The organism is Natronomonas pharaonis DSM 2160 (assembly GCF_000026045.1).
Classification (GTDB): domain Archaea; phylum Halobacteriota; class Halobacteria; order Halobacteriales; family Haloarculaceae; genus Natronomonas; species Natronomonas pharaonis.
In genome coordinates, this window is record NC_007426.1 from 237688 (window position 1) to 259305 (window position 21618).

At 65.5% G+C, this 21618-nt stretch carries 20 protein-coding genes; 11 read left to right on the forward strand and 9 right to left on the reverse strand.

Annotation, left to right across the window (positions count from 1 at the left end; all coding sequences use genetic code 11):
* Positions 1-14: 14 nt before the first annotated feature.
* A complete protein-coding gene (locus tag NP_RS01220; protein WP_011321963.1) occupies positions 15-335 on the reverse strand; it encodes an ASCH domain-containing protein in 321 nt (106 codons plus the stop codon).
* 105 nt (positions 336-440) lie between these two features.
* Here NP_RS01220 and NP_RS01225 point away from each other — a divergent pair, with 105 nt between their 5' ends.
* Positions 441-962: a hypothetical protein gene (locus tag NP_RS01225; RefSeq protein ID WP_011321964.1), complete on the forward strand. Its 522-nt coding sequence runs from the start codon at positions 441-443 to the stop codon at positions 960-962.
* A 51-nt stretch (positions 963-1013) separates the two neighbouring features.
* Here NP_RS01225 and NP_RS01230 read toward each other — a convergent pair whose 3' ends face one another.
* The 4 genes from NP_RS01230 to NP_RS01240 form a co-directional block, all read right to left on the reverse strand.
* Complete coding sequence (locus NP_RS01230) at positions 1014-4610, reverse strand: DNA polymerase II large subunit (RefSeq protein ID WP_011321965.1); 3597 nt, start codon at positions 4608-4610, stop codon at positions 1014-1016.
* Positions 4611-4625: 15 nt separating this feature from the next.
* On the reverse strand, positions 4626-5048 hold the full coding sequence (locus tag NP_RS01235) for a PPC domain-containing DNA-binding protein (protein WP_011321966.1): 423 nt from the start codon (positions 5046-5048) through the stop codon (positions 4626-4628).
* 78 nt (positions 5049-5126) lie between these two features.
* Positions 5127-5294, reverse strand: coding sequence for a DUF7556 family protein (locus NP_RS14545; RefSeq protein ID WP_011321967.1), 168 nt, complete (start codon positions 5292-5294; stop codon positions 5127-5129).
* 142 nt (positions 5295-5436) lie between these two features.
* Entirely contained in the window at positions 5437-7188 is a 1752-nt protein-coding gene (locus NP_RS01240; RefSeq protein ID WP_011321968.1) for a DNA-directed DNA polymerase II small subunit, read from the reverse strand.
* 111 nt (positions 7189-7299) lie between these two features.
* Between NP_RS01240 and NP_RS01245 the strand changes: the two genes are divergently transcribed.
* The gene (locus NP_RS01245; RefSeq protein ID WP_011321969.1) at positions 7300-8130 is read left to right on the forward strand and encodes a S24/S26 family peptidase; all 831 of its coding nucleotides are present in this window, start codon (positions 7300-7302) and stop codon (positions 8128-8130) included.
* 28 nt (positions 8131-8158) lie between these two features.
* Here NP_RS01245 and NP_RS01250 read toward each other — a convergent pair whose 3' ends face one another.
* Complete coding sequence (locus NP_RS01250) at positions 8159-8485, reverse strand: AbrB/MazE/SpoVT family DNA-binding domain-containing protein (protein ID WP_049939418.1); 327 nt, start codon at positions 8483-8485, stop codon at positions 8159-8161.
* Positions 8486-8579: 94 nt separating this feature from the next.
* On the opposite strand from NP_RS01250, the gene NP_RS01255 reads away from it, so the two are divergent.
* Entirely contained in the window at positions 8580-9053 is a 474-nt protein-coding gene (locus tag NP_RS01255; protein WP_011321971.1) for a MaoC family dehydratase, read from the forward strand.
* Between the two features lie 38 nt (positions 9054-9091).
* Here NP_RS01255 and cgi121 read toward each other — a convergent pair whose 3' ends face one another.
* Positions 9092-9598: a KEOPS complex subunit Cgi121 gene (cgi121, locus tag NP_RS01260; RefSeq protein ID WP_011321972.1), complete on the reverse strand. Its 507-nt coding sequence runs from the start codon at positions 9596-9598 to the stop codon at positions 9092-9094.
* Between the two features lie 16 nt (positions 9599-9614).
* Positions 9615-11858, reverse strand: a complete 2244-nt coding sequence (locus tag NP_RS01265; RefSeq protein WP_011321973.1) for an ATP-dependent DNA helicase — start codon at positions 11856-11858, stop codon at positions 9615-9617.
* Positions 11859-11979: 121 nt separating this feature from the next.
* Between NP_RS01265 and NP_RS01270 the strand changes: the two genes are divergently transcribed.
* Positions 11980-12222, forward strand: a complete 243-nt coding sequence (locus tag NP_RS01270; RefSeq protein ID WP_011321974.1) for a ferredoxin — start codon at positions 11980-11982, stop codon at positions 12220-12222.
* A 183-nt stretch (positions 12223-12405) separates the two neighbouring features.
* Here NP_RS01270 and mdh read toward each other — a convergent pair whose 3' ends face one another.
* The gene (mdh, locus tag NP_RS01275; protein WP_011321976.1) at positions 12406-13320 is read right to left on the reverse strand and encodes a malate dehydrogenase; all 915 of its coding nucleotides are present in this window, start codon (positions 13318-13320) and stop codon (positions 12406-12408) included.
* Between the two features lie 209 nt (positions 13321-13529).
* Between mdh and NP_RS01280 the strand changes: the two genes are divergently transcribed.
* From NP_RS01280 to NP_RS01310, 7 genes are all read left to right on the forward strand, one after another.
* Positions 13530-14852: an MFS transporter gene (locus tag NP_RS01280; RefSeq protein ID WP_198408093.1), complete on the forward strand. Its 1323-nt coding sequence runs from the start codon at positions 13530-13532 to the stop codon at positions 14850-14852.
* A gap of 49 nt (positions 14853-14901) precedes the next feature.
* Positions 14902-15639: an SDR family NAD(P)-dependent oxidoreductase gene (locus NP_RS01285; protein WP_011321978.1), complete on the forward strand. Its 738-nt coding sequence runs from the start codon at positions 14902-14904 to the stop codon at positions 15637-15639.
* Positions 15640-15719: 80 nt separating this feature from the next.
* Positions 15720-18653, forward strand: coding sequence for an excinuclease ABC subunit UvrA (uvrA, locus tag NP_RS01290; protein ID WP_011321979.1), 2934 nt, complete (start codon positions 15720-15722; stop codon positions 18651-18653).
* Positions 18654-18751: 98 nt separating this feature from the next.
* Positions 18752-19162, forward strand: coding sequence for a zinc-ribbon domain-containing protein (locus NP_RS01295; RefSeq protein WP_011321980.1), 411 nt, complete (start codon positions 18752-18754; stop codon positions 19160-19162).
* A gap of 54 nt (positions 19163-19216) precedes the next feature.
* Positions 19217-19753, forward strand: coding sequence for an FxLYD domain-containing protein (locus NP_RS01300; RefSeq protein ID WP_011321981.1), 537 nt, complete (start codon positions 19217-19219; stop codon positions 19751-19753).
* A gap of 69 nt (positions 19754-19822) precedes the next feature.
* Positions 19823-20482, forward strand: coding sequence for a hypothetical protein (locus NP_RS01305; protein ID WP_011321982.1), 660 nt, complete (start codon positions 19823-19825; stop codon positions 20480-20482).
* A 37-nt stretch (positions 20483-20519) separates the two neighbouring features.
* Positions 20520-21605, forward strand: a complete 1086-nt coding sequence (locus NP_RS01310) for a geranylgeranyl reductase family protein (protein WP_011321983.1) — start codon at positions 20520-20522, stop codon at positions 21603-21605.
* Positions 21606-21618 lie beyond the last annotated feature (13 nt).

Sequence of the window (21618 nt, forward strand, 5' to 3'; positions counted from 1 at the left end):
ACGCGACGACGGGCTCAGGCTGGCTCGAACCGGTAGGTGAGAATGTCACTTTCGTCGTCCCACTCGAAGCCACCGGGGTGGGCGCGTTGCATTCGCTCCCGGTAGGCCTCCAGCGAGGGCGAGCCCTCACGGCGGGCGTCGTCGTCGGTCAGGTCGCCGAGAGTCCGCTCTTCGACGGCGGTGACTTCGAAGGTCGTGCCCTCAAGCTCGAACGTATCGCCGGCCTCGGCGTAACGGTTCGACGCACCGCGGCTGAGTTGCGTGATGTCGCCGTCGAGAACAGCCGTTTTGACGTGGTCGTTCGGCAACAGCGCGTCCGCATCGATTTCGGCCATGGCCGCTCTACGGCTGCGGGGCGGTTAGAACTGGCGGCACCGGCACGCTCAAACCGCTGTTTGAGCCATCAGGGGGTTGATAGTCGCCCCGGCCGGAAACTGGGTATGGCCCTCCCGAACGCCGCCAACACATCGCCGACGACCACCCGACGCCGACTGCTTATTGGCACCGGCGCGGCCGCAGCGACGGCGACGGCCGGCTGTACGACCGTCGTCAACTGGCTCGCCGACATGGCGCTGGCCGATGTCAACCTGTTCAACGAAACGGACGGCGAACTCGCCGGGACGATAACCGTCACCGGCCCGGACGGTGGGACGCTACTGGACGAATCGTTCGAGCTGTTGCCGGGCGACGACGATGACAACAACGGTGACGGAGACGAAAACGGGGGCGAGGACGACGGCAGCAATCTCGCCGCCTACAGCGATGTCTGGACCGACCCAGGCGAGTACGAAGCGACCGTCACCGTCACCGACGGGCCGCTGGAGGGGAGTGAAGCAACGGAGACGGTCACTATCGACGATACGGAGGAGGAGATGCTGGCAGTGCCGCTCGGGGCTGAAGAGGAGACAGGTGACATCGTCTTCCGGGTCGGCACTGACCTGACGGACTTCGCCGATGAATAGCCGACAGCGCGTCTAGGCGGAAAGACACTCCGAAGCAAGCCCGAGGCAGCCTCACATGAAGTCCGCGATGCCGCTCTGTTTGTTCGTGTCGTCTTCGAATATCGACTCGACGGCGCGGTCGAGAATCCGCAGCCGCTGTTTGGTGTACTCCCGGCAGCCGTACTCCTCGGCGACCTGAATCGCGGTGTCGATGTACTTGTTGACAGACCCTTGATGGACGGTGAGGTTGACGCGGCCGCCGCATTCGCGGCAGTCGCCGGTCAGCGGGACACGGCGATACTTTTCGCCGCAGTCGAGACAGCGCGTTTCCTGTCTGGAGAAGGCCCGGAGATTGCCGATAATATCCGGCAGGAAGTGGTACTCGATGACCCGCTCGGCGACATCAGTCTCATCGACCGACCGGAGCTTCCGGGAAAGCTCGAGCTGGGCGTCCATCTTTTCCATCATGTCGCCGAGCGTCTTGTATGCCGACAGGTCCGGCCCGGCAGCGAGGTCGACGGTGTCGTGAGTGTGCTCAAAGCCGCGGTACTCGTCGGCGGTGCCGAGGGTGTCTTCGCCGAGTTGGATGAGCGATTCGACCTCGCCGGGGTCGGCCATCTCGCGGGTGGCCTCGAAGAACGCACGGGGATACGAGGAGACGATGTCCATGTTGTGGGCCTCGTCGTCGATTTCGGCGGGGTCGATGCGCGACGACATCACAAGCGGCGCGTCCATCCGGCCGCCGCGCTGGTCGGGGAGAAACGTCTTCGAGAAGTTGAGCAGGCCATCGAGGAGGAGCATGACACAGTCCTCGTCGCCGTCGCAGTTCCGCCGCTTTGCGGCGTGGAAATACGGATGTGCGTAGCCGACTGCGGCCGACGTAAAGCCGATGACCCGGCCGACAACGGCCGCCGAGGTGTGGGGAGCCATCCCGAAGACGAGTTCGCCGACGATGTCGTCGCGGTCCTCGGCGTCGTAGAACGGCTCCAAGCCGTAATACTGTTCGAGGAGGTCATCGACGAAGTCGGCGGTCCGCAGCATGTGCTCGGCTGCGCCGTTGGATAACACCACGTCCTGAACCCGGAGTTCGACGAGCTGGTCTTCGTGGGTCAGCGGCTCGCCGTGGATATCCGTCTCGTAGCCGAGCGACCGGAGCTGGTCGGCGGTCACGTCGAGTTCGGCCGCCCGGACCGACGTGACCGGCAGGTCGGTCATGTCGTAGCGAACAGTGCCGTCTTTGAACGCCGAGACGCCGTGTTTCGCTCTGAGAACGCCTTTTTCAATCGGCTCGGGGACCTTGTGCTCCGAGGACAGTCCTTTGACGCCTTTGAGCACGTCAAAGGCGTTTTCGCGTTCGCCGACGTTCGACAGCGCCGAGCGGTACTCCTCGTGGACGTTGACGGTCCGATTCTGGACGGCGTCGGCCTCCCGTTCGCAGTTCGGACAGATTGCCCGCCCCGACTCGTCCGGGTCGACATCGATGTTACAGTCGTAGCAGACGTACCGGGGGTCGGTCACCGATTCGCAGTCGGGACACCGCGCCCGGAACGTCTCGGTGTCACAGGCGGGGCACTGTCGGCGGCCGACCTGTACCTCGACCTCGCCCGGTGTGTCCTGCATCGACTCGGCGTGGGTGGCCGCTTCGGCGATATCCCGCTGGGAGCCGCCCGCCTCGCCGATGGGAAACAGCGTGTGGACGGCCGGCGAGAGGTCGCGCTTTTCGGATTTTTCGGGGCGGCCCATCCGACAGCCGATGCGGGTTGGCGCGCGCTCGCGGACCTCGAAGGGGGCGACCTCGTTGACCGCGCGGACGGCGTTGTCGCCATCGTCGTAGCTGCGGGCGGCCGTCGATAGCTCGTCCCAGGTCCGTTCGAGGCCCTCGGTGAGCCCGAGCGACCGGACCAGCGGCTCGGCGTCGGGGACCGTCAGTGTCTCCTCGCCCTGCGTGTGCTCGACGAGCAGCACCTCCAGCGCCTCCCGAACCGGTTCCGACCGTGGGACGACAAGCGTCGATTCGGCCGCACCGTCCGGCGGGCGGGTCTGCTGTGCCCCGTCGGTCTCCGCCCAGTGGCCCTCGCTTGCGGCGGCCGCAAGCGCCTCGAACCGCTCGACGTCGAGGTCGTGCCACAGGTAGGTGTACTCCGGATGTAACGGCGCGTCGTAACGCTCGGCCCATTCGAGCGCCTGTTCGGCGCTTGGGTGTTCGAGGTCGACCCGCGGCGAGTCGGCCAGCGCTTGTACATCCGCACCGGCCGCCGCGAGGTCCTGTGTCCACCACTCCGGGGCGTAGGCGGCCGGCGACAGCGGATGGTTGTTCTCGACGAACTCGCCGTAGTTGACCAGGTACTCGCCCAAATCGAGAATCGCCTCGACGCCGTTTCTGATTTCGAGCGCCTCTTCGGGGTCGTCGACCCGACGGACATCACCGTTTGCGAGTTTGACCGTCGGCCCCTCGATGGTGTCGACGGGGACGACGCCAGCGGCCTTGCCGGGGCGTTCGGTCTTGATTTGGGTGCCGGTCGCGAGGAAGTCGTCGATGAGATGCATCGCCGCTGGGTGGACGCCGGCCGTCGCGAAACCGTGGTTTCGCGCCCGGCCATACCGCAGGCGGAAGCCGCCGGGCTCTGAAGGGTGGCCGAAGACCGGGCGACCGGCAATGAGGTCACGGAGGAATTTCTTCTGCGGGTCGGGACGCGGCGGGCCGGACGGCGCGTCGGCCTCTTCGTCGCCAGCAGAACTGTCGTCGATATCACTGTCGTCGGCAGCGTCCTCGTCGGTCCCGTCGTCGCTGTCAGCGTCGGCCTCGTCAGTATCCTCGCCGGTCTTGTAGGTACCGTCGATGAGGTCCTGCAGCCACGGCCAGTCGACTTCGTCGAGCTGTGAGGTGTACCGCTGAATCTTTGGGGCCTTCTGTGCGATGCCCTCCCCGAGCACGAGGCACATGCCGCCGCGGGCGCTGTTGGTGTCGACGCGTTCGAGGTCCCGGAAGCCCGAAACCTCCTCGTCACCGGTGGCCTCCCCATCGAGCATGATGGGCATGTGCTCGGCGATGAATTTCGTCTCCTCGTCTTTCGGGGCGTACTGCAGCCCCGTCTCGTCGTCGTATAGGGACAGTTCCTCGGCGTACCGCTCGGTTTCGTCGTTTCTGGCTTTGTACTCGTCGATGCCGATGAGCGTCCGGGTGTAGTCGGCAACGAGCACCGAAAGCGCCTGTGCGGTCCCGCCGGCCGACCGGATGGGGCCGGCGTAGTAGATGTTGATGAACTCCGTGCCATCGTCGTTCTCCAGCAACTCGACCCGGTCGATGCCTTCGATGGGGGCCGCGACGACGCCCTCTGTCAGCAGCGCAACGGCGGTCCGGACCGCTCCCTCGACCTTGCCAGCGCGAGTCTCGTAGTCGCCGACCTCGTCGTTAGCGAAGTCGGCAGCCAGTTCGAGGGCCGCCTCCTCTCTGGAGAGGTCGGGGTCGGCCTCCATCTCCCGAACTCGCTCGGCGACCCCGTCGATGCCGAGGATGTTCTCGACCCGGTCGGCCATGTCCTTGGCGATGGGGATTTCGATGTCCTCTGTCGGGTCGCCGCCGCGTTTGCGGGCCTCGCGAGCGACAGACAGGGCCGTATCGAGGTCGGATTCGAGCCGCCGGAAGTACTGCTCGTCGTCCTCGCGCATCTAGCGCTCCCGCATCTACAGCGGCCAGAGGTCGAGGTCGGTTGTCTCGTCGTGTTCGCGTTCGAGGTGGGCGTCGAACGTTCGCACGTAGAGTTCGCCGGCGAAGGTCGTCGCCGAATCGAGATGGCCGCCGACCATCGAGCCGTCCTCGCGGGACAGCGTCACGTGCGTGTGGGCGAACCGTTCGCCGTCGAGGTGGGAGATGTTCCCAAGCGCCGTCGTCACCTCGAAGGGTTCGTCGAACTCGACGGGGTAGTACTCCTGTTCGACCTGGTCGTAGAAGTAGACCGTCGCATCCTGGACGGCACCCAAACCGAGGAAGAACGCGGCGTCAATGTCTTCCTCGGCCGCGAACGCCTCTATCTGCTCGCGCCAGTCACGTCCGTGTTCGAGCCGGGCGACGTACTCGCGGTCGCCCTCGACGCGCTGATAATCCATGTTGGAGCAATCGACGGCACCGCCCAAAAAGCGTTCGGGGATACCGTGCCGCCGCGGGCGTCCCGACCGAAACGCCGGCTACCGCCACTCGTCGACGGCGACCGTCGACGAGGTCGGCATCGTGAGATAGGCTCCGTCCCGGCAAAGCTCCGCGATGACGAGCTGCTCGCCGTCATCGCCGTCGTCGACCGAAGCCATAACCTCACAGTCCGAAACCGTCACCGGCGTGGCCGGGTTCTGTGACATACATGCTAATAGTTGACAGTGGGTATATAACGGTGACGATGTGACGCCGTGTCATACCGTCGTCTGACGGCAGCTACATATAAATCTTATAAACAAAAATGAGGATTCTGAACAAAAAGGCGAAAGAAAGCCGAAATCCGGCCTATGAGAACTTGTGGACCGTCATATCGAGGGAGCCGAGGTCGACGACCGGCGCGAAGCCGGCGTCGGGGTCGATGTTGACGCTCTTTTGGAAATCGGTCTGGGCCTGCCAGCAGCCGGAGTTGACCGCCAGCACGTTCCGGTACTGTCCCCAGCCGAGCTTGTGGACGTGGCCGGTATGGAAGATATCCGGCACCTCGTCCATAACGAGGTAGTCCTGCTGTTCGGGGGCGAGCCGTGTGTGGCCGCCGAACTGTGGGGCGACGTGGCGCTTTTTCAATAGCTGAAACATCGCCAGATGTGGGTCGTCGTAGCTGGCCTTCGCGTCGGGCATCTCGGCGATGACCTCATCGAGCGAGACGCCGTGGTACATCAGCACCGAAACGCCCTCCAGCGTGACGACAGCGGGGTTGGACGCAATCTGTGCGTCATGGGCGGTCATTATCGACCGGAGCTCCTCGTCGAAGCCAGGTTGGGGTTCGGCGAGCCTGACGGCGTCGTGGTTGCCGGGAATCATCACGATCTCGATGTCGCCCGGAACCGATTTCAGCCGCTCCGAGAACTGCTCGTACTGGTCGAAGATGTCGACGATGTCAAGTTCCTCGTCTTGGTCCGGGTAGACGCCGACTCCTTCGACCATGTCGCCGGCGATGAGCAGATACTCGATGTTCGCCGCTTCGTCGGTATGGAGCCACGCGGCGAACCGTTCCCATGCGTCGGCCATGAACTCCTGGCTACCGACGTGTACGTCGCTTATCAACGCTGCCTCGACATGGCGGTCGGCCGTCGACGGCTCGTGGGTCCGCGGCACGTCCGGGAAGTAGAGGTCGTCGACGAACATGATGGAACCGTCATCGGAGAGTGTCCCCTCAACCGCGACGACCTCATCGTAGAGGAGTTCATCGACGAGCCCGGCGATGTCCCGGTCTTTCAGTATCATGCAGGGGAAGACGCCGGTGGTGTCTTCGAGTTCGATAAGCCAGTGTCCGGACGCGGTAGAGCGGATATCCGAGACCATCCCGACCATCTCGGCTTCGCCGCCGCCCGGACTCGCCTCCAACGCAGAGGCGTTGCGGTGGTTGACCCGTCCTTTCAGCGTCTTCGAGAGGCGCTCGTAGCGGTCCCGGAAGGTCGCCACGAAGTCGTCGTACTCCCCGGTTCCGGTCGACCGACCGGTCATGTCGTTGCCGATGTCGAGGTCGCGGAGCGACTGGTCCGTGTTCCGTTCCCGTGTGGACGCCTCACTTGACCCCTCTGTTTCAACTGGAGGTTCTCCCCCAGATTCAGCGGCGGTGGCGGGTTCTGCAGCCGAAGAAGAGGGGTGTTCATTTCTACCAGACTGCCCGACTCCGCCACTACCATCCTCAGTTTCAACTGGAGACGGGTCGTCATCGGCAGCGTCGGGGACCGGCTCCGGCTGCGAGGCTTCCTGTGCCTGCTCGCCGGCATCGGAGCCGTCCGAAACAGCTCCGGATGAGGCACTCGAGGTGGTCGTTTCGGGGTCGTCCGGGCTGGCGCCGTCGTCCCCCTCCGAAATGGGGTCCCGGCGAGCGGTTGGCCCACCCTCGTCAAGGGCGGCGCGGACATCGTCGGCAGTGAGTTTCAGCGCGTCGTCCGGCGTTGCCTCGACAGCGACAAGCAGCGCCGTGGCAGTGTCGTCAGCACGGGCAAGCAGCGTTATCGCCTCGCGGTCGGCCGTGTAGCCGTGGCTGGCGAGTTCGCGGGCGATGCGGGCCGGCGCTTCCTGCGGCACAGTCGTTGGTTCGCTGCCGTGGGCAAAAGGTTGCCGTCACGGGGCGGCAACCACAACAAAAACATCGCGGACCCAGAACGTTCAAATTTCCTGGGGCGTTACGCAGCGCCAATGAGCGACAGGACGGACGGCGGTCGCGAGGGCGACCCGTCCGAGACGGAGCCGGAACCGGAGGGCGACCCCTTCGAGTACCCGGCTGCCGAAGACCGCGACGATGGGGATGGGGAAACGGGCGACAGCCCGGAGGGGCTGGTAGAGTGGGTCAGGTGGTTCCGAACGACCGACGACGGCGCTGTCGTCTACCTCCGTGACATCGTCACGAGCGTCGCCGCCGTCCTGCTGGTTGGGGCGGTGCTTTTCGGCATCAGCGGTATCTGGCCGCCGATGGTGGCCGTCGAGTCCGGCAGTATGGAGCCGAACATGGAGCGGGGAGACCTCATCTTCATCGTCGACAACGAGCGGTTCACGCCGGACGAGGCCATCAGCAACGACGGGTCCACGACCGGCGTTGTGCCAGCCGATGTCGCCGCCGAGCACGACCGGACGAAGTTCAGCGACCACGGCGATGTCATAATCTTCCTCCCGAACGGAGAACATCCGATTCAGGTCATCCACCGCGCGATGCTGTGGGTCGAAGACGGTGAAAACTGGTACGATAGAGCCGACCCCGACGCTATTGGCGGGGCCGAAAACTGCGATGAGCTCGAAGCCTGTCCCGCACCGAACGGCGGGTTCATCACCAAAGGCGACGACAACGGCGACTACGACCAAGTCAATCAACTCAGCGACCCGGTCAAACCGGAGTGGATTACCGGCACCGCGGAGGTCCGAATCCCGTATCTCGGCCACATCCGCCTGACGTTCGCCGGCCAGCCGGCCCCACCAGTGACTGAACCCGTCGGCGCAACGAACGCTACGAGCGCGGGACCGCAGGCAGTCTAGAACAGTTCTGTCGTCCGTTCGCTACGTGTCAGTCGTCGTCGCGCTTCCGCTTTACCGGCACGACGACGGCTTGGACGATATCGCCTTCCTCGATGTCCAGCGCCTCCCGCTCTGCGTCAGGTATCGACACCCGGCCGCCGCTTTGGACGCGGGTTTTGAACGTCGCCATCTGGCTCATCGTACCGATCTGGTCGGAGAGGTCGCCGAGGTCCGGCGTTGCCGTCCCGCCGCCGAGGAGGAGTTGTTGAAGCGCCTCCTGCTGCTTCTTTGTCGCCTGTTCGGAGGTTTCCTGTACCGTTTTCAGCAGATTCGGCGGCCACATGATGCCGTCTTGGCCGCTGTCGTCGTCGGACATCGTAGCCGTGCCTACCGCCGCCGCGCGAATAAGTGTTGTAGTACCCCGCGGGCCGGCACCGGGATTTAGGGACGCCCACCCCGATACGGGACGCATGACCGAAGAAGAGACCGGACCGGACGTACCGATTGCCGCCGGCGAGGACCGACCGGACTGGGAAACGGAAAGCGACATCGACGGCGAGCCGTCGGTTGGCGATACGCTCCGGTTCAGCAAACCGGTCTCGGAAGCCGATGTCGAGCGGTTCGCGCTCGCGTCGGGCGATACGAACCCCCTACATCTCGATGAGGCAAGCGCGGCCGGGACGCGCTTCGGGGGGCGAATCGTCCACGGCGGACTCATTGCTGGCATCATCAGCGCCGCGCTTGCCCGGCTCCCGGGGACCGTCGTATATCTTGAACAGGACCTGACGTTCCGTTCGCCGGTCCGTATTGGCGAAACGGTGACCGCTGAACTCGAAGTCGTCGACGACCTCAGCGAGGCGAAATACCGGCTCCGAACGGTCGCCCGGACGGACGGCGACGCCGCCGTCGAAGGGACCGCGACGGTTCTCATCGAGGACGCCTGAGCACACGAGGGCGGTGGGCCGAAAACGTATGGTGTCCGTTACCGCTCGACGACAAGCAGCGCGACCCGTTCGAGAACGAGCGCCTCCAGCGAAGCGGTGGTCGCTTCCAGCTCAGCCACACCGATGTCGTAAAACGAGCGGACGCGGTCGCGGTCGTAGTTCCCGAGCGTCTCGGCAGGCAGAAGCGAGTCGGCGACGGCGTCGGCGGCAGCCGCCTCGTCTCCGTCACCGGAGACAACGACAACCGTGGAGGTTTCACCCTCCGAGACGCCTATTTCGAGCGCGCGGTCGATCTGTCGCCGGCCGGCCGCATAGAGCATGATTTCAACGCCGCGGTCGCGGGCGATGGCTGCACCACGGCTCCGTTCGCGGTCAGCCAGTTCGACGGCGCGTTCGAGGTGGCGCCGGGAGACGATACATCGGGCGTCGAACGCCTGCACGGTCACGCCGTGGTCGGTACCGACCTCGTCGAGGAATTGGACGAACGAACCCACGTCGGGGGCCGTCTCGCCGCCGATGTCCGCGATGCCTTCGACCACCCGCATGGTTAGCGTCCCTCCATCAGAAATCACCGAGGTTGGCCTGTCCGTCGTCGGTACCGGCAGCCGCCGCGGACTCCTTGACATCCGCATCAGGCGTAACACCGTCCATCTCCGGCTGCTGGTGGCCCGCGGCTTCGAGGACGTTCTCGGCAGTTTGTTCGCGCCCCCGCAACGCCGCCAGCACAACCGATTTGTCGGCGTTTCTGAGGTCGGCCCGGGTCTCGATGCCGGCGTCGTAGAGCCGCCGGGCGCGCTTCCGACCGACGCCGCGGACGCCGGCGAGGTCGATGAGCTCCTCGCCGACGCCGTGTTCGACCCGTTTTCGGGCCTCCCGTATCGCCGAAACATCGGCGAGGTCCTGTTCGCTAGCGAGGGATTCGGCGGCTCCCAGCAACCATTCGGCGGTATCGACCTTGCCACGGATGTCGCCGGGGCCGACGCCATATCGTTCGGCAATGTCGTCCTCGTCGAGTTCGCTCGCCCAGTCTTCGAGCATCCGGGCAGTCTTCAGCGCCGACAGCCAGTCCTCGAAGCGGCCCTCCTCGAACTCACTCGGAAGCTCACCGAGCAGTTCGGCCTCCCGCTCGTAGGCCAACATCGTGTACTCCTCGCGGTCGCCGGAGCGCAGGTAGAGTTCGTACATGTCCGGCGTCCGTGCGACGAGTTGGTACAGCCCCATCGCCGTCGGGCTGGCCGCGTCGGCGAGCCCGTCGATGATTTCGGCGGCGCTCATCGGGTCGAGGTAGAGCCGCGAAACGGTGTGGCCGAGGTCGGTCGCCTCGATGGCGTCGCCGTCGCGGTCGATGAAGCCGTTCGTCTCCAGATACGAAAGCGTCGTGTCGACGACCCGTTCGAGGTTGTCTTCACCGTCCCCGTGGCGGTACTGGGTGGCATACAGCGTCCGGTCGAGGAACGAAAGCAGCGCCGACCGCGAGTCCGCGAAGCCGGATGCAACCGTCGCAAGCAGGTGGGTCCGCATCGACGGCTCGCGGGCGAGTTTCGATTCGACCGGCTCGGGGTCGGCCCAGACGTACCGGTCCAACAGTTCATCGAGTTCGTCGTGGCTGTCGGCCAACAGTACCGCCTCGCCGTAGGGGTCTCTGCCCGGGCGGCCCGCACGACCCATCATCTGGTGGACCTCCAACACCGAAAGCGGCTGCATGCCGCCGGCGTCGCCGGAGTAGCGCCGCCAGTCGCGGACGACGACCCGTCTGGCGGGCGTGTTGACGCCGGCCGCCAGCGTCGGCGTCGCACAGATGGTCTTGATAAGCCGGTCACGGAAGGCGTCCTCGACGAGGCTGCGGTGCTCGCTGGAACAGCCCGCGTGGTGGAACGCCGCGCCCTGTTCGACGCAGTCGGCGAGGTCGTCGCTGGTTTCGGTGTCGGAGACAGCCCGTATCTCCTCGGCCAGCGACGACAGCGCCGCCCGCTCGTCGGCATCGAGACCGTCGACGGTCGTCTTCGCCAGCCGCTTTGCCGCGCCCTCGGCGTTCCGCCGGGAGTTCACGAACACGAGCGTCGACCCGCCCTCGTCGAGGGTCTCTCTGACGACAGCCTCGGTCGGCTTCTCGGTCCGTTGTACTGGAAGTTCCTGCTGGGTGCCGTCGCCGAAATGAAGCGCCTGCCCGTAGTGGACCCCTTTCCGGAGTTCGATGGGCCGCCACGAGGAGTCGACGAGTTCGGCATCGAGCCACTCGGCCATCTCGCCGGCGTTGCCGACCGTCGCCGACAGCGCCACGACCTGCAGGTTGGGGTTGACGCGCCGGAGCTTCGCCAGCGTCACCTCAAGCGTCGGCCCCCGGTGCTCGTCGTCGACGAGGTGGACCTCGTCGGCGACGACACAGTCGAGGTCGTCTATCCACGGCGCGCCGTTGCGGACCAGCGAGTCGACCTTCTCGCTCGTGGCGACGATGATGTCCTTGTCGGCGAGCCACTCGCCGGTGTCCTCGTAGCTCCCCGTCGTGACTCCCACCGAGAGACCGTACTCTTCGAAGGCCGCAAACTCCTCGCGCTTCTCGCTGGCGAGGGCACGCAACGGAACGATGTACAGCGCCGTCCCGCCGCGGTCGATGGCCGAAAGCATCGCCAACTGGGCGACGAGCGTCTTGCCGCTGGCGGTCGGCACCGAGGCGACGAGGCTCTCGCCGTCGGCGACACCGGCGTCGACGGCCGCCGCCTGCGGCGGGTACAGCGATTCGATACCCTCCTCACGGAGGTGGTCGGCGAACCACGGCGGCACGCCGGAGACCTCGGAAACGTCCATTACGTCCCGTTTATGCGCCGTCCAATTTAAACGGAATGTTCGGGTCACAGCAAAGAGGGGAGCGAATCGGCACGCTGTCTGGACCCGTCATCCCTTTTATCGCGCGCGCCGAACGGCGGGCATGAAGGTTCGGTTCGACCGCGAGACGTGCATCGGGATGTTCCAGTGTGTCGCCGAGTGGGACGCTTTCGAGGAAGACGAAGACGAAGGCAAGGCCGACCTCGACGGTGCTGAGGAGGTAGCGCCGGGAATCTTCGAGCGCGAGGTGCCCGAAGACGCCGAGTTCGACGCGAAGTTCGCAGCCCGGAGCTGCCCGGTCGACGCCATCGAAATCTACGACGAGGACGGCGAACAGCTCGTCTAAGCGGGTCGGAGTCGGCGGAAAGCATATGTGGGTCGGCGTTGAGCCCCCACGTGAGGTGGTACCACGATGACGGCATCCGGACACGAGCGTGGTGACCGAAAACGGCTCCGCGAGTGGGCGTCGCTGACCGGTGATACGCTGCCGGCAGAAGAAGCGGGCGGAGAGGAAGCGTAACTGCCTTTTTTACGAAATCTTGTCGTACTGGTCGGAGAGCTTCTCGGCAGCGTCGTCCATCAGCTCCGACTCGTAGTCGTCGAGGTCCCACTCGACGACTTCCTCGATGCCGTTTGCGCCGAGTTTGACCGGGACACCGAAGGCGGTGTCTTCGTAGCCGTACTCGCCGTCAAGCACGAGCGACCCCGGCAGAACCTCGCCGGTGTCGTTGAGAACGGCCTCGACCATGTGGGCGACGCCAGTCGCCGGGCCCCACTGGGTCGCGCCCTTCCGGGAGATGACGTCCATCGCGGATTCCTGCAGGTCGCCGAGAATCTCTTCTTTTTCGTCGCCGTCGAACTCGGGGTCGGCACCGTCGACACGGACCTTCGAGAAGACCGGCACCTGCGCGTCGCCGTGCTCGCCGAGAATCGTCGCCTCGACGTTCTGGACGGGAACGTCGAACCGCTCGGAGAGAACGTAGCGGAACCGCGCCGAATCAAGGCGGCCACCGAAGCCGATGACCTTGTGTCGGTCGCGGTCGCCGGCCTCGTAGAGGTGGCGGTTGAGCAGGTCGACCGGGTTCGAGGTCGTAATCGAGACGTAGTCGTCGTTGTACTCGTCCAGCGAGGCACCGATATCCTCCATGATTGGCGCGTTGTCGCCCGCGAGGTCGATGCGGGTCTGGCCCTCTTTGCGCGGAATGCCGGCCGTGATGACGACGACATCGGAGCCTGCGGTGTCTTCGTATTCGCCCTGTACAACGGTCGTGTTGGAGTCGTAGGCGATGCCGTGGTTCGCGTCGGCGGCCTGTCCGATAGTCGTCTCCCGCTGGTCCGGGATGTCGACGAAGACCAGTTCGTCGGCGATGTCGCGGAGTGCGATGTTGTAGCCTGCAGCGGCACCGACGGTGCCGGCAGCGCCGATAATGCTAACCTTAGTCATAACCGTTCGGAAAAGGCGGTGGCACCCGATTAACTCTTGTCTTTCTCGGTCAGCGAAAACGCCGCTCAGAACGCGCCTCAGACGCGCTATCGACTGAATATTAGTATACTGTCGAACTCGAAAACGTCAACTCACGTATCGGGTGGAGCGGGCTGACTCGAAGCAGGGTGGTCGGTACGAATTTGTACGCCCCATCCCCACTGCCGTCAGTGGCAGCCAGTCGTCTCCGTCGGCTCTGGATGGACCCGCAGCGTCGCCGCTGGATAGCGTTCCTCGCGCTCGCCGGCACGTACGCGCTCGTGTCGGTGTACCGACTCTCGACGGCCGTACTGGCCGACGAGCTGACGCGGGCCTTCTCCGTGACGGGGACTCAGCTCGGCAACCTCCATGCGTCGTTCTTCTACGTCTACGCCGCGATGCAGCTCCCGACGGGCGTGCTCGCCGACAGGCTCGGCGCGCGCCGGACCGTCACGGCCGGCGCGTTGGTGATGAGCCTCGGCGGACTGGCGTTTGCTGGCGCTGAGTCTTACGCCGTCGCGTTCGTCGGCCGGGCGCTCATCGGCCTCGGCGGGAGCGTGCTGTTTATCGCCATTCTTCGGTTCTGTGCCAACTGGTTTCGTCCCTCTGAGTTCGCCCGCATGAGCGGTATTACCATCGCCGTTTCCGGCTTCGGTGGGATACTGGCGACGACGCCGCTGGCGGTCGCAGTCGCGGCCGCCGGCTGGCGGCGAACGCTGGCCGGGCTCTCGGTGCTCGGCATCGGCCTCGCCGTCGCCGCCTACATTGTCGCTCGTGACTCCCCTGTCGATGCGGGGCTGGAGCCGATGTCGGGTGTCGACACGCCCGGTGCGTCGTCGCTACGGGACGTACTCGCGAACGCCCGAACGGTTTTAGGCGAGGTTGAGACGTGGCTCTGTGGTGCGGTGCTTTTCGCCGGGACGGGTATCAACATCACTGTCGTCGGCCTGTGGGGGATTCCGTATCTGGTGCAGACGTACGGGTTTTCGGTGACGACCGCCTCGACGTACACGCTATTGGGAAGCGCGGGGCTGCTCGTGGGGCCGCCAGTCGTCGGGACCGTCTCCGACCGGCTCTCCCGACGGCGCGACACCGAGGCCGGCACCGGTGGTCGGACGCGGCTCATCGTCGTCGGGATGGCGCTGTATGCGGCCGCGTTCGCGCTGCTTGCGGTCACCGGTGCGCCGCCAACCGCAGTGGTTGCCGTGGTCTTTTTCGCCTCTGGCGGCCTCGCCGGCGCGTACGCGCTGACCTACGCGGTCGTCAAGGAGCGCCACGACGCGTCGGCTTCGGGCGTGTCGACGGGGACCATCAACATGATGGCGTTCAGCGGCGCGGCGGTGCTGCCGACGGCCATGGGGTATGCGCTCGATGCGTACTGGACCGGCGAGACAATCGGCGGGGCGCGCGTCTACACCGAGTTCGGCTATCAGGTCGCCTTCGGACTGACCGCGCTCGTGGCCTTCGGCGCGTTCCTGTCGGCTGTCTGGCTTCATTACCGCGTCTCCCGGTAGCAGCGGTCGGTACCCGCAGCTATATTCGACTGTCGGCCCCAGATGCAGTATGCTCAGTCCGGACTGTGCCGGCCGCACCGCGTTGGTCACCGGGAGCGCCCGCGGCGTCGGGCGCGCGTTCGCGCTGGCGCTTGCCGACGCCGGCGCTGACGTGGCCGTTCATTACAACACCAGCGAGGCCGCCGCCGAAGCCACCGCCGAGGAGGCCCGTGAACGGGATGTCGATGCCGTCGCTGTTTCGGCGGACATAACCAGCGAGGAGGCGGTCGACGGCTGTTTCGACACCATCGAAGAGACGCTCGGGCCGGTCGACATCCTCGTCAACAACGTCGGCGACTTCGCGCCGGAACATTGGGCGGATATCGACATCGAAACGTGGCGGCGAGTCATCGAGACGAACCTCACCGGGACGATGCTGTGTTCGAAGCGCGCGCTCGGGCCGATGCGTGGGTCGGAGTGGGGTCGCATCGTCAACGTCGGCTACGCCGCCGCCGAACGGGCGGCCGTCGCGCCGAAGAACTTCCCGTACTTCGTCGCCAAGACCGGCGTGCTCATGTTCACGCGCATGCTCGCCGCCGACACGACGGACGACGGCATCACCGTCAACGCCGTCTCGCCGTACGTCGTCGAGACGAGCGACGCCTTCCCCGAGACAGCCCCGCGCGGCCGCTGGGCGGCCCCCGATGACCTCGTGCAGGCGATGTTGTTTTTCGTCGACGAGGACTCGGGGTACATCAGCGGCGAGAACATCGAAGTCGACGGCGGCTGGTTGCCCGAATCGGTGTAGCAGGGATTGAGCGGCCGTCCCGAGCGGCGTCGTTGCCCGCAACCGACAGCGTTTCACAGCGCCGGACCGTCACTCCGCTAATGACCGACGACATCGTCGTTCGCGGTGCCTCCGAGCACAACCTCAAGGACATCGACGTGTCCATCCCCCGCGAGGAGTTCACCGTCGTCACGGGCCTTTCGGGGTCCGGCAAGTCGTCGCTCGCGTTCGAAACCGTCTATGCCGAGGGCCAGCGCCGGTATATCGAGTCGCTGTCGGCCTACGCCAGAAACTTCCTCGGCCAGATGGACAAACCACAGGTCGAGAACGTCGAGGGGCTGTCGCCGGCCATCTCCATCGACCAGAAGAACGCCGCCAACAACCCCCGGTCGACGGTCGGGACCGTCACCGAACTCCACGACTACCTCCGGTTGCTGTATGCGCGTGTCGGCACGCCGCACTGTCCCGAGTGTGGCCGCGAGGTCGGCGAACAGAGCGCCCAGCAGATGGTCCGTCGACTGTTGGAGCTTCCGGACGGGACGCGGGCGAAACTCTGTGCGCCGGTCGTCCGCGACCAGAAAGGCGCATTCGAAGATACCTTCTCCGAACTCGTCAGCGAGGGCTACACCCGAATTGAGGTCGACGGCGAGGAGTACGACCTCTCGATGGAGACGCCGGACCTCGATGAGAACTACGACCACACTATCGACGTTGTCGTCGACCGGGTGAAGCTACGAGCGTCGGACCGCTCCCGCATCACCGACTCCGTCGAGACGGCACTACAAGAGGCCGACGGCGTCCTGAAGGTCATTCTTCCGGACCCGCCGGCCGAGGCGGACATCGGCACCGAAGCGCGGTCGACCGGTGACCTCGCCGGCGACGACGACGAGCGATTGACCGCCGAGTTTTCCGAGGAACTGGCCTGTACCCACTGCGGTATCGACCTGCCGGAAATCGAGACACGGTCGTTCTCGTTTAATTCGCCGCACGGAGCCTGCCCCGACTGCGAAGGTATCGGGGAGACCAAGGAGGTCGACGAGGACCTCGTCGTTACCGACCCGACGAAGCCGATAAAAGACGTATTCGAGCCGTGGAGCTACAGCCGCTCCTACTACCGCACGCGGCTCGACAGCGTCGCTGCGCATTTCGGCGTCGATGTCGAGACGCCGTTTGAAGACCTCGACGAGGACGTTCAGCGCCAGTTCCTCTACGGCACCGACGAGGAAGTCGTCTTCGAGCGACAGACCAAAAACGGCACCAGGCGGAAGGAAAAGCGCTTCGAGGGCGTCATGCCGAACCTCGAACGCCGGTACGTCGAAACCGACTCCGACAGCACCCGCGAGCACATCGAGACGTACATGGCGACAACGACGTGTCCGTCCTGCGATGGAACCCGCCTCAAGCCGGAATCGCGGGCGGTGCTGGTCGCCGACACCGCCATCACCGAGGTCAACCGGATGTCAATCGGCGACGCGCTGGAGCACTTCGAGACGCTCGATGCCGACCTCGGTGAACGCGAGCGGACTATCGCCGAGGAGATTCTGAAAGAAATCCGCGCCCGCCTCGGGTTCATGGAGGAAGTCGGGCTCGAATACCTGACACTCGACAGGGAGGCCTCGACGCTGTCGGGCGGCGAGAGCCAGCGTATCCGGCTGGCAACACAGGTCGGGTCCGGGCTCGTCGGCGTTCTCTACGTGCTCGACGAGCCGTCCATTGGCCTCCACCAGCGGGACAACGACAAGCTGCTCGACACGCTTGAGGGGCTTCGGGACCTCGGCAACACACTCGTCGTCGTCGAACACGACGAGGAGACGATGTGGCGGGCGGACAACATCATCGACATGGGTCCCGGCCCCGGCAAACGCGGCGGCGACGTCGTCGCCAACGGCGATGTCGAGGACGTGATGGCGACCGAAGAATCGGTGACCGGCGATTATCTGGCCGGCCGGCGAGAGATTCCGGTTCCCGACGAGCGGCGGGAGGCAGACGGCTACCTCACCGTCCGTGGCGCACGCCAGCACAACCTCCGGGGCGTCGATGTCGACTTCCCGATGGGCTGTTTCACCGCGATTACCGGCGTGTCCGGCTCCGGCAAGTCGACGCTGCTGCACGAGATTCTTTATAAAGGACTGGTCCGGCGGATGAACGACACCGATGTCAACCCAGGTGAGCACGACGACATCGAAGGTATCGACGACATCGAGACGGTCCGTCTCATCGACCAATCGCCCATCGGCCGGACGCCGCGGTCCAACCCCGCGACCTACACCGGTGTCTTCGATTACATCCGCGAGCTGTTCGCCGAGACCAAGCTCGCCAAGCAGCGTGGCTACGCGAAGGGCCGCTTTTCGTTCAACGTCAAGGGCGGCCGCTGTGAGGCCTGTGGCGGACAGGGAACGGTCAAAATTGACATGAACTTCCTGTCGGACGTCTACGTTCCCTGCGAGGAGTGCGACGGCGCACGCTACAACGACGAGACGCTCGATGTGACCTACAAGGGAGCGACAATCTCCGATGTCCTCGACATGGAGGTCGACGAAGCCCACGAGTTCTTCGAGGGGCATTCGGGCATCCGCCGCCGCCTCAAGCTGCTGCAGGATGTCGGCCTCGGCTACATGCGGCTCGGCCAGCCGTCGACGACGCTGTCCGGTGGGGAGGCCCAGCGCATCAAACTCGCCGAGGAACTCGGCAAGCAGGATACGGGGAACACGCTGTATCTCCTCGACGAACCGACCACCGGCCTCCACAGCGCCGACGAACGGAAGCTCATCGACGTGCTTCACCGCCTGACTGACGACGGCAACACGGTCGTGGTCGTCGAACACGAACTCGACCTCGTCAAGAACGCCGACCACATCGTCGACCTCGGGCCGGAGGGCGGCGACGGCGGCGGCGACATCGTCGCCGAAGGGACTCCGGAGACGGTCGCCCGCACCGACGCCTCCCACACGGGTCGCTACCTCAGAGACCACCTCCCAGCGGTCGACATGGAGGGGCCACGCGGCGGCAAGCGCCGCGCTGCTGGCGACGACTGAGTGACGGTTGGAACGCGTTGCTGGCAAGCGGCGTTTCGGTCTTCCGGCCGCGATTCGGACCGAATCTTAATCTACGCTGCCCTGCAACGACGGCGTAGATGCCTGAGTGTCGGAACTGTGGGGCCACCCTCCGCGAGGAGTACCGCTTCTGTCCTATGTGTGCGACGCCCCAGACCGACGAAGCCTCTCGACGGCTCAACCAGTACATCGAACAGCGCGCCACGAAGCGACAGGCAAGCGGCGGGACAGCAAGCAGCAACGGGGCAGAGAACGACGGCACGCTCAGAGGGAGGCTCCAATATGCGGCCGGCTACGTCGCTATCGTCCTCGGACTGGCGACGGTGACGGCCGTCGCCGGTGTCTTCTTTTTGCTTGCCGGGCTGTTCTTGCTGCCGCCGATACACGGCCGTATCGAATCGGCAGTAGGGCGGCGGCTTGGACCGGCACCGACAGCAGGTGTTGCTGGTGTGCTTGCCGCTTTCGGCCTCGTCGTGTTCGTCTTCCTGTGACCGGACGCGCCCACAACAGGTCCCTTTTTTATCGCTCGCGGAGCGTTCTCCGGCATGGAAATCAAGGACCTCGACATCCTCGCGATGGCGCTGGGCGCGGTCGCGGTCATCTTTTCGGGGTTCGTCCTCGTCTACTCCGTCTGGGGCGGGCTGGCGCTGTTTTTCGGCGGTGTACTCGCCGCCTCTATCGCGTTTGTCCGGGACCGGTCGGTGCTGGCCGGTCGGACCGTCTGGGTACTCTTTGTCTTGCTCGCGGCGGCCGGTGTCGCCGGCTTCATCGTTGGCTTCGGCGTCTTCGACTCGCCGGACCCCCGATGGGAGGCCGAGGCGACCCTCCACGACGCCGATACGGCCGACGCGACAGTCATCGTCACCGGGACGGTCGGCAACCACGGTGACGCACCCGCAGAGCGCGTCACAGTTACCGTGACGCTGTACGATGCCGACGATGAGACACTGGCGACGGGGACGACGGAGTTGACGCAGTTAGCCCCGCGGTCGACACAGCAGTTCTACCTCCGGTTCGATGAAAACCCCGGGGAGCTGTCCGCTTTCGCCGATATCGAGGTAGAACTCGATGTCGAGCCGTAGCACCGTCGGGAGGAGAGCCGCCGATGTGTCGGCCTGCAAGCTTATTCCGCTTCGGGGTGAGTTGCAGGTATGGACCTCATCGCCGCCGGCGTCGTCGTCGCTGGAGTCGTGTTGCTGTTTGCCGGCGCGGCGCTTTCCGTGTATGCGACCGCGCTGCTCGGCGTCCTCATCGGGGGCGGTATCGGCTACGTCGCCGCCCCGCAGGTGCTCGGCGCTGTCGGGGCGGAGGGTATCGTCGGGCTCGTGGCCGTTATCGCCGTTGGTGGCGCGTTCGGAGCGCTGTCGGCGTATCTCGCGCTGTCGTTCGCAACGGCCATTCCCGGCTTCGTCGTTGGGGCGTACATCGGACTCTACGTCATCACGCCGCTATTCACCGAGGGTGGACTGGTCCGCTATCTCGTGTTGCTGCTCGGCGGCGTCGGCGGGGCGCTGGTTGCCTTCACTGCGACGAAGATAGCGTTGGTCTTTATCACCGCCTTCATCGGCGCAACGCTGGCATCGCGCGCTGTGACTGTCGAGGATGTCACGGCGGCACGGGAGGCGTTCTCGCTCGACCCGATTCTTTTCGACCCGCTGGGAACGACCGCACTCGTCGGTATCCAGGTGCCGCTGTTCGGCGTGCTGTTCGTGCTGGGCGTGCTGTCGCAGGTCGGGCTGTTCAAGCTCGGCTGGGTCGGACGGCTCGCCGGCGTACTGCCGGGCGTCGGCCGCGTCGTCGGCGATGAGTAGCCGGAGAATACTTGGCCGACGACGGGCGAACGCAAGTATGTACGATTTCATCGTCGTGGGAGCCGGCCCGGCCGGGTCGCGATTCGCCCGCGCGGCCGCCGAGCGGGACCACGGCGTGCTCGTGCTCGAATCCGGGGCCATCGGCGAGCCGCTGGCCTGTTCGGGCCATGTCAGTCTCGATGTCTGGGCGTTCGTTCCCGAGACGGCGCGCGAGCGGCTTCACCAGAACGACATCTACGGAGCCCGGTTCCACCTCGGCGGGGCCGACAGCCGCGCCTACCCGTTCTACAAAGAGACAGTCGTCTCGAACGCCATCGACCGCGTCGGATTAGACAGGACGCTCGCGGAGTGTGCACGGGATGCAGGGGCCGAAGTCCGCGAACAGCATACTGTCACCGCAGTAACTGAAGGCAGCGACCGAGCGACCGTGACCGCAAACGGCCCGGACGGCACCGAGCAGTTCGCGGCGAAGGTCGTCTGCGGGGCCGACGGCCCCCGCTCGAAGGTCCGCAGTCAGGTGGGGCTGCCCGAACCCGACGAGTTGCTACACGGCGTTCTCGGCTTCGAGCCGACGCCGGACAGCCAAGATTTCGTCGACGTGCATCTGACCGTCCCCGGGTTTTTCGCGTGGCGCATCCCCAGAGGCGAGGCAGGTGCCGAGTACGGCCTCGCAGTCTCGCCCGGCGACGACGCGCCGGCGCGGTTCGAGGCGCTGGTTGAGGACTACGGCGTCGACATCGAGCGGCGCTGCTCGGGGGCGATTCCCATCGGCCCGCCGGACCGGACTGTCAGCGAGCGGACCTTCCTGCTCGGCGACGCCGCCGGCCAGACCAAGCCGTTCACCGGCGGCGGTATCCTCTACGGGATGCGGGCCGCCGATGTCGCCGCGCGGGTGCTCGACCCCGACCGACGCTCGACGCTGTACCGCTACGAGCACGCATGGCGGGACGAACTCGCCCGCGACCAGCGGCTCGGTCGGCTCATCCGGGCCGGGTACTCGCTGCCGAAGCCGGTCCAGCGGGCGGGGATGGCTGCCTTCGCCGGGGAAATCGGCGTTCACATGGACCGGCCCTCGACGCTGTTTTCCGTCGACCAGCTCCGGGCGATGGCCCCGTGGCGGTAGCGGTCGTGACCGT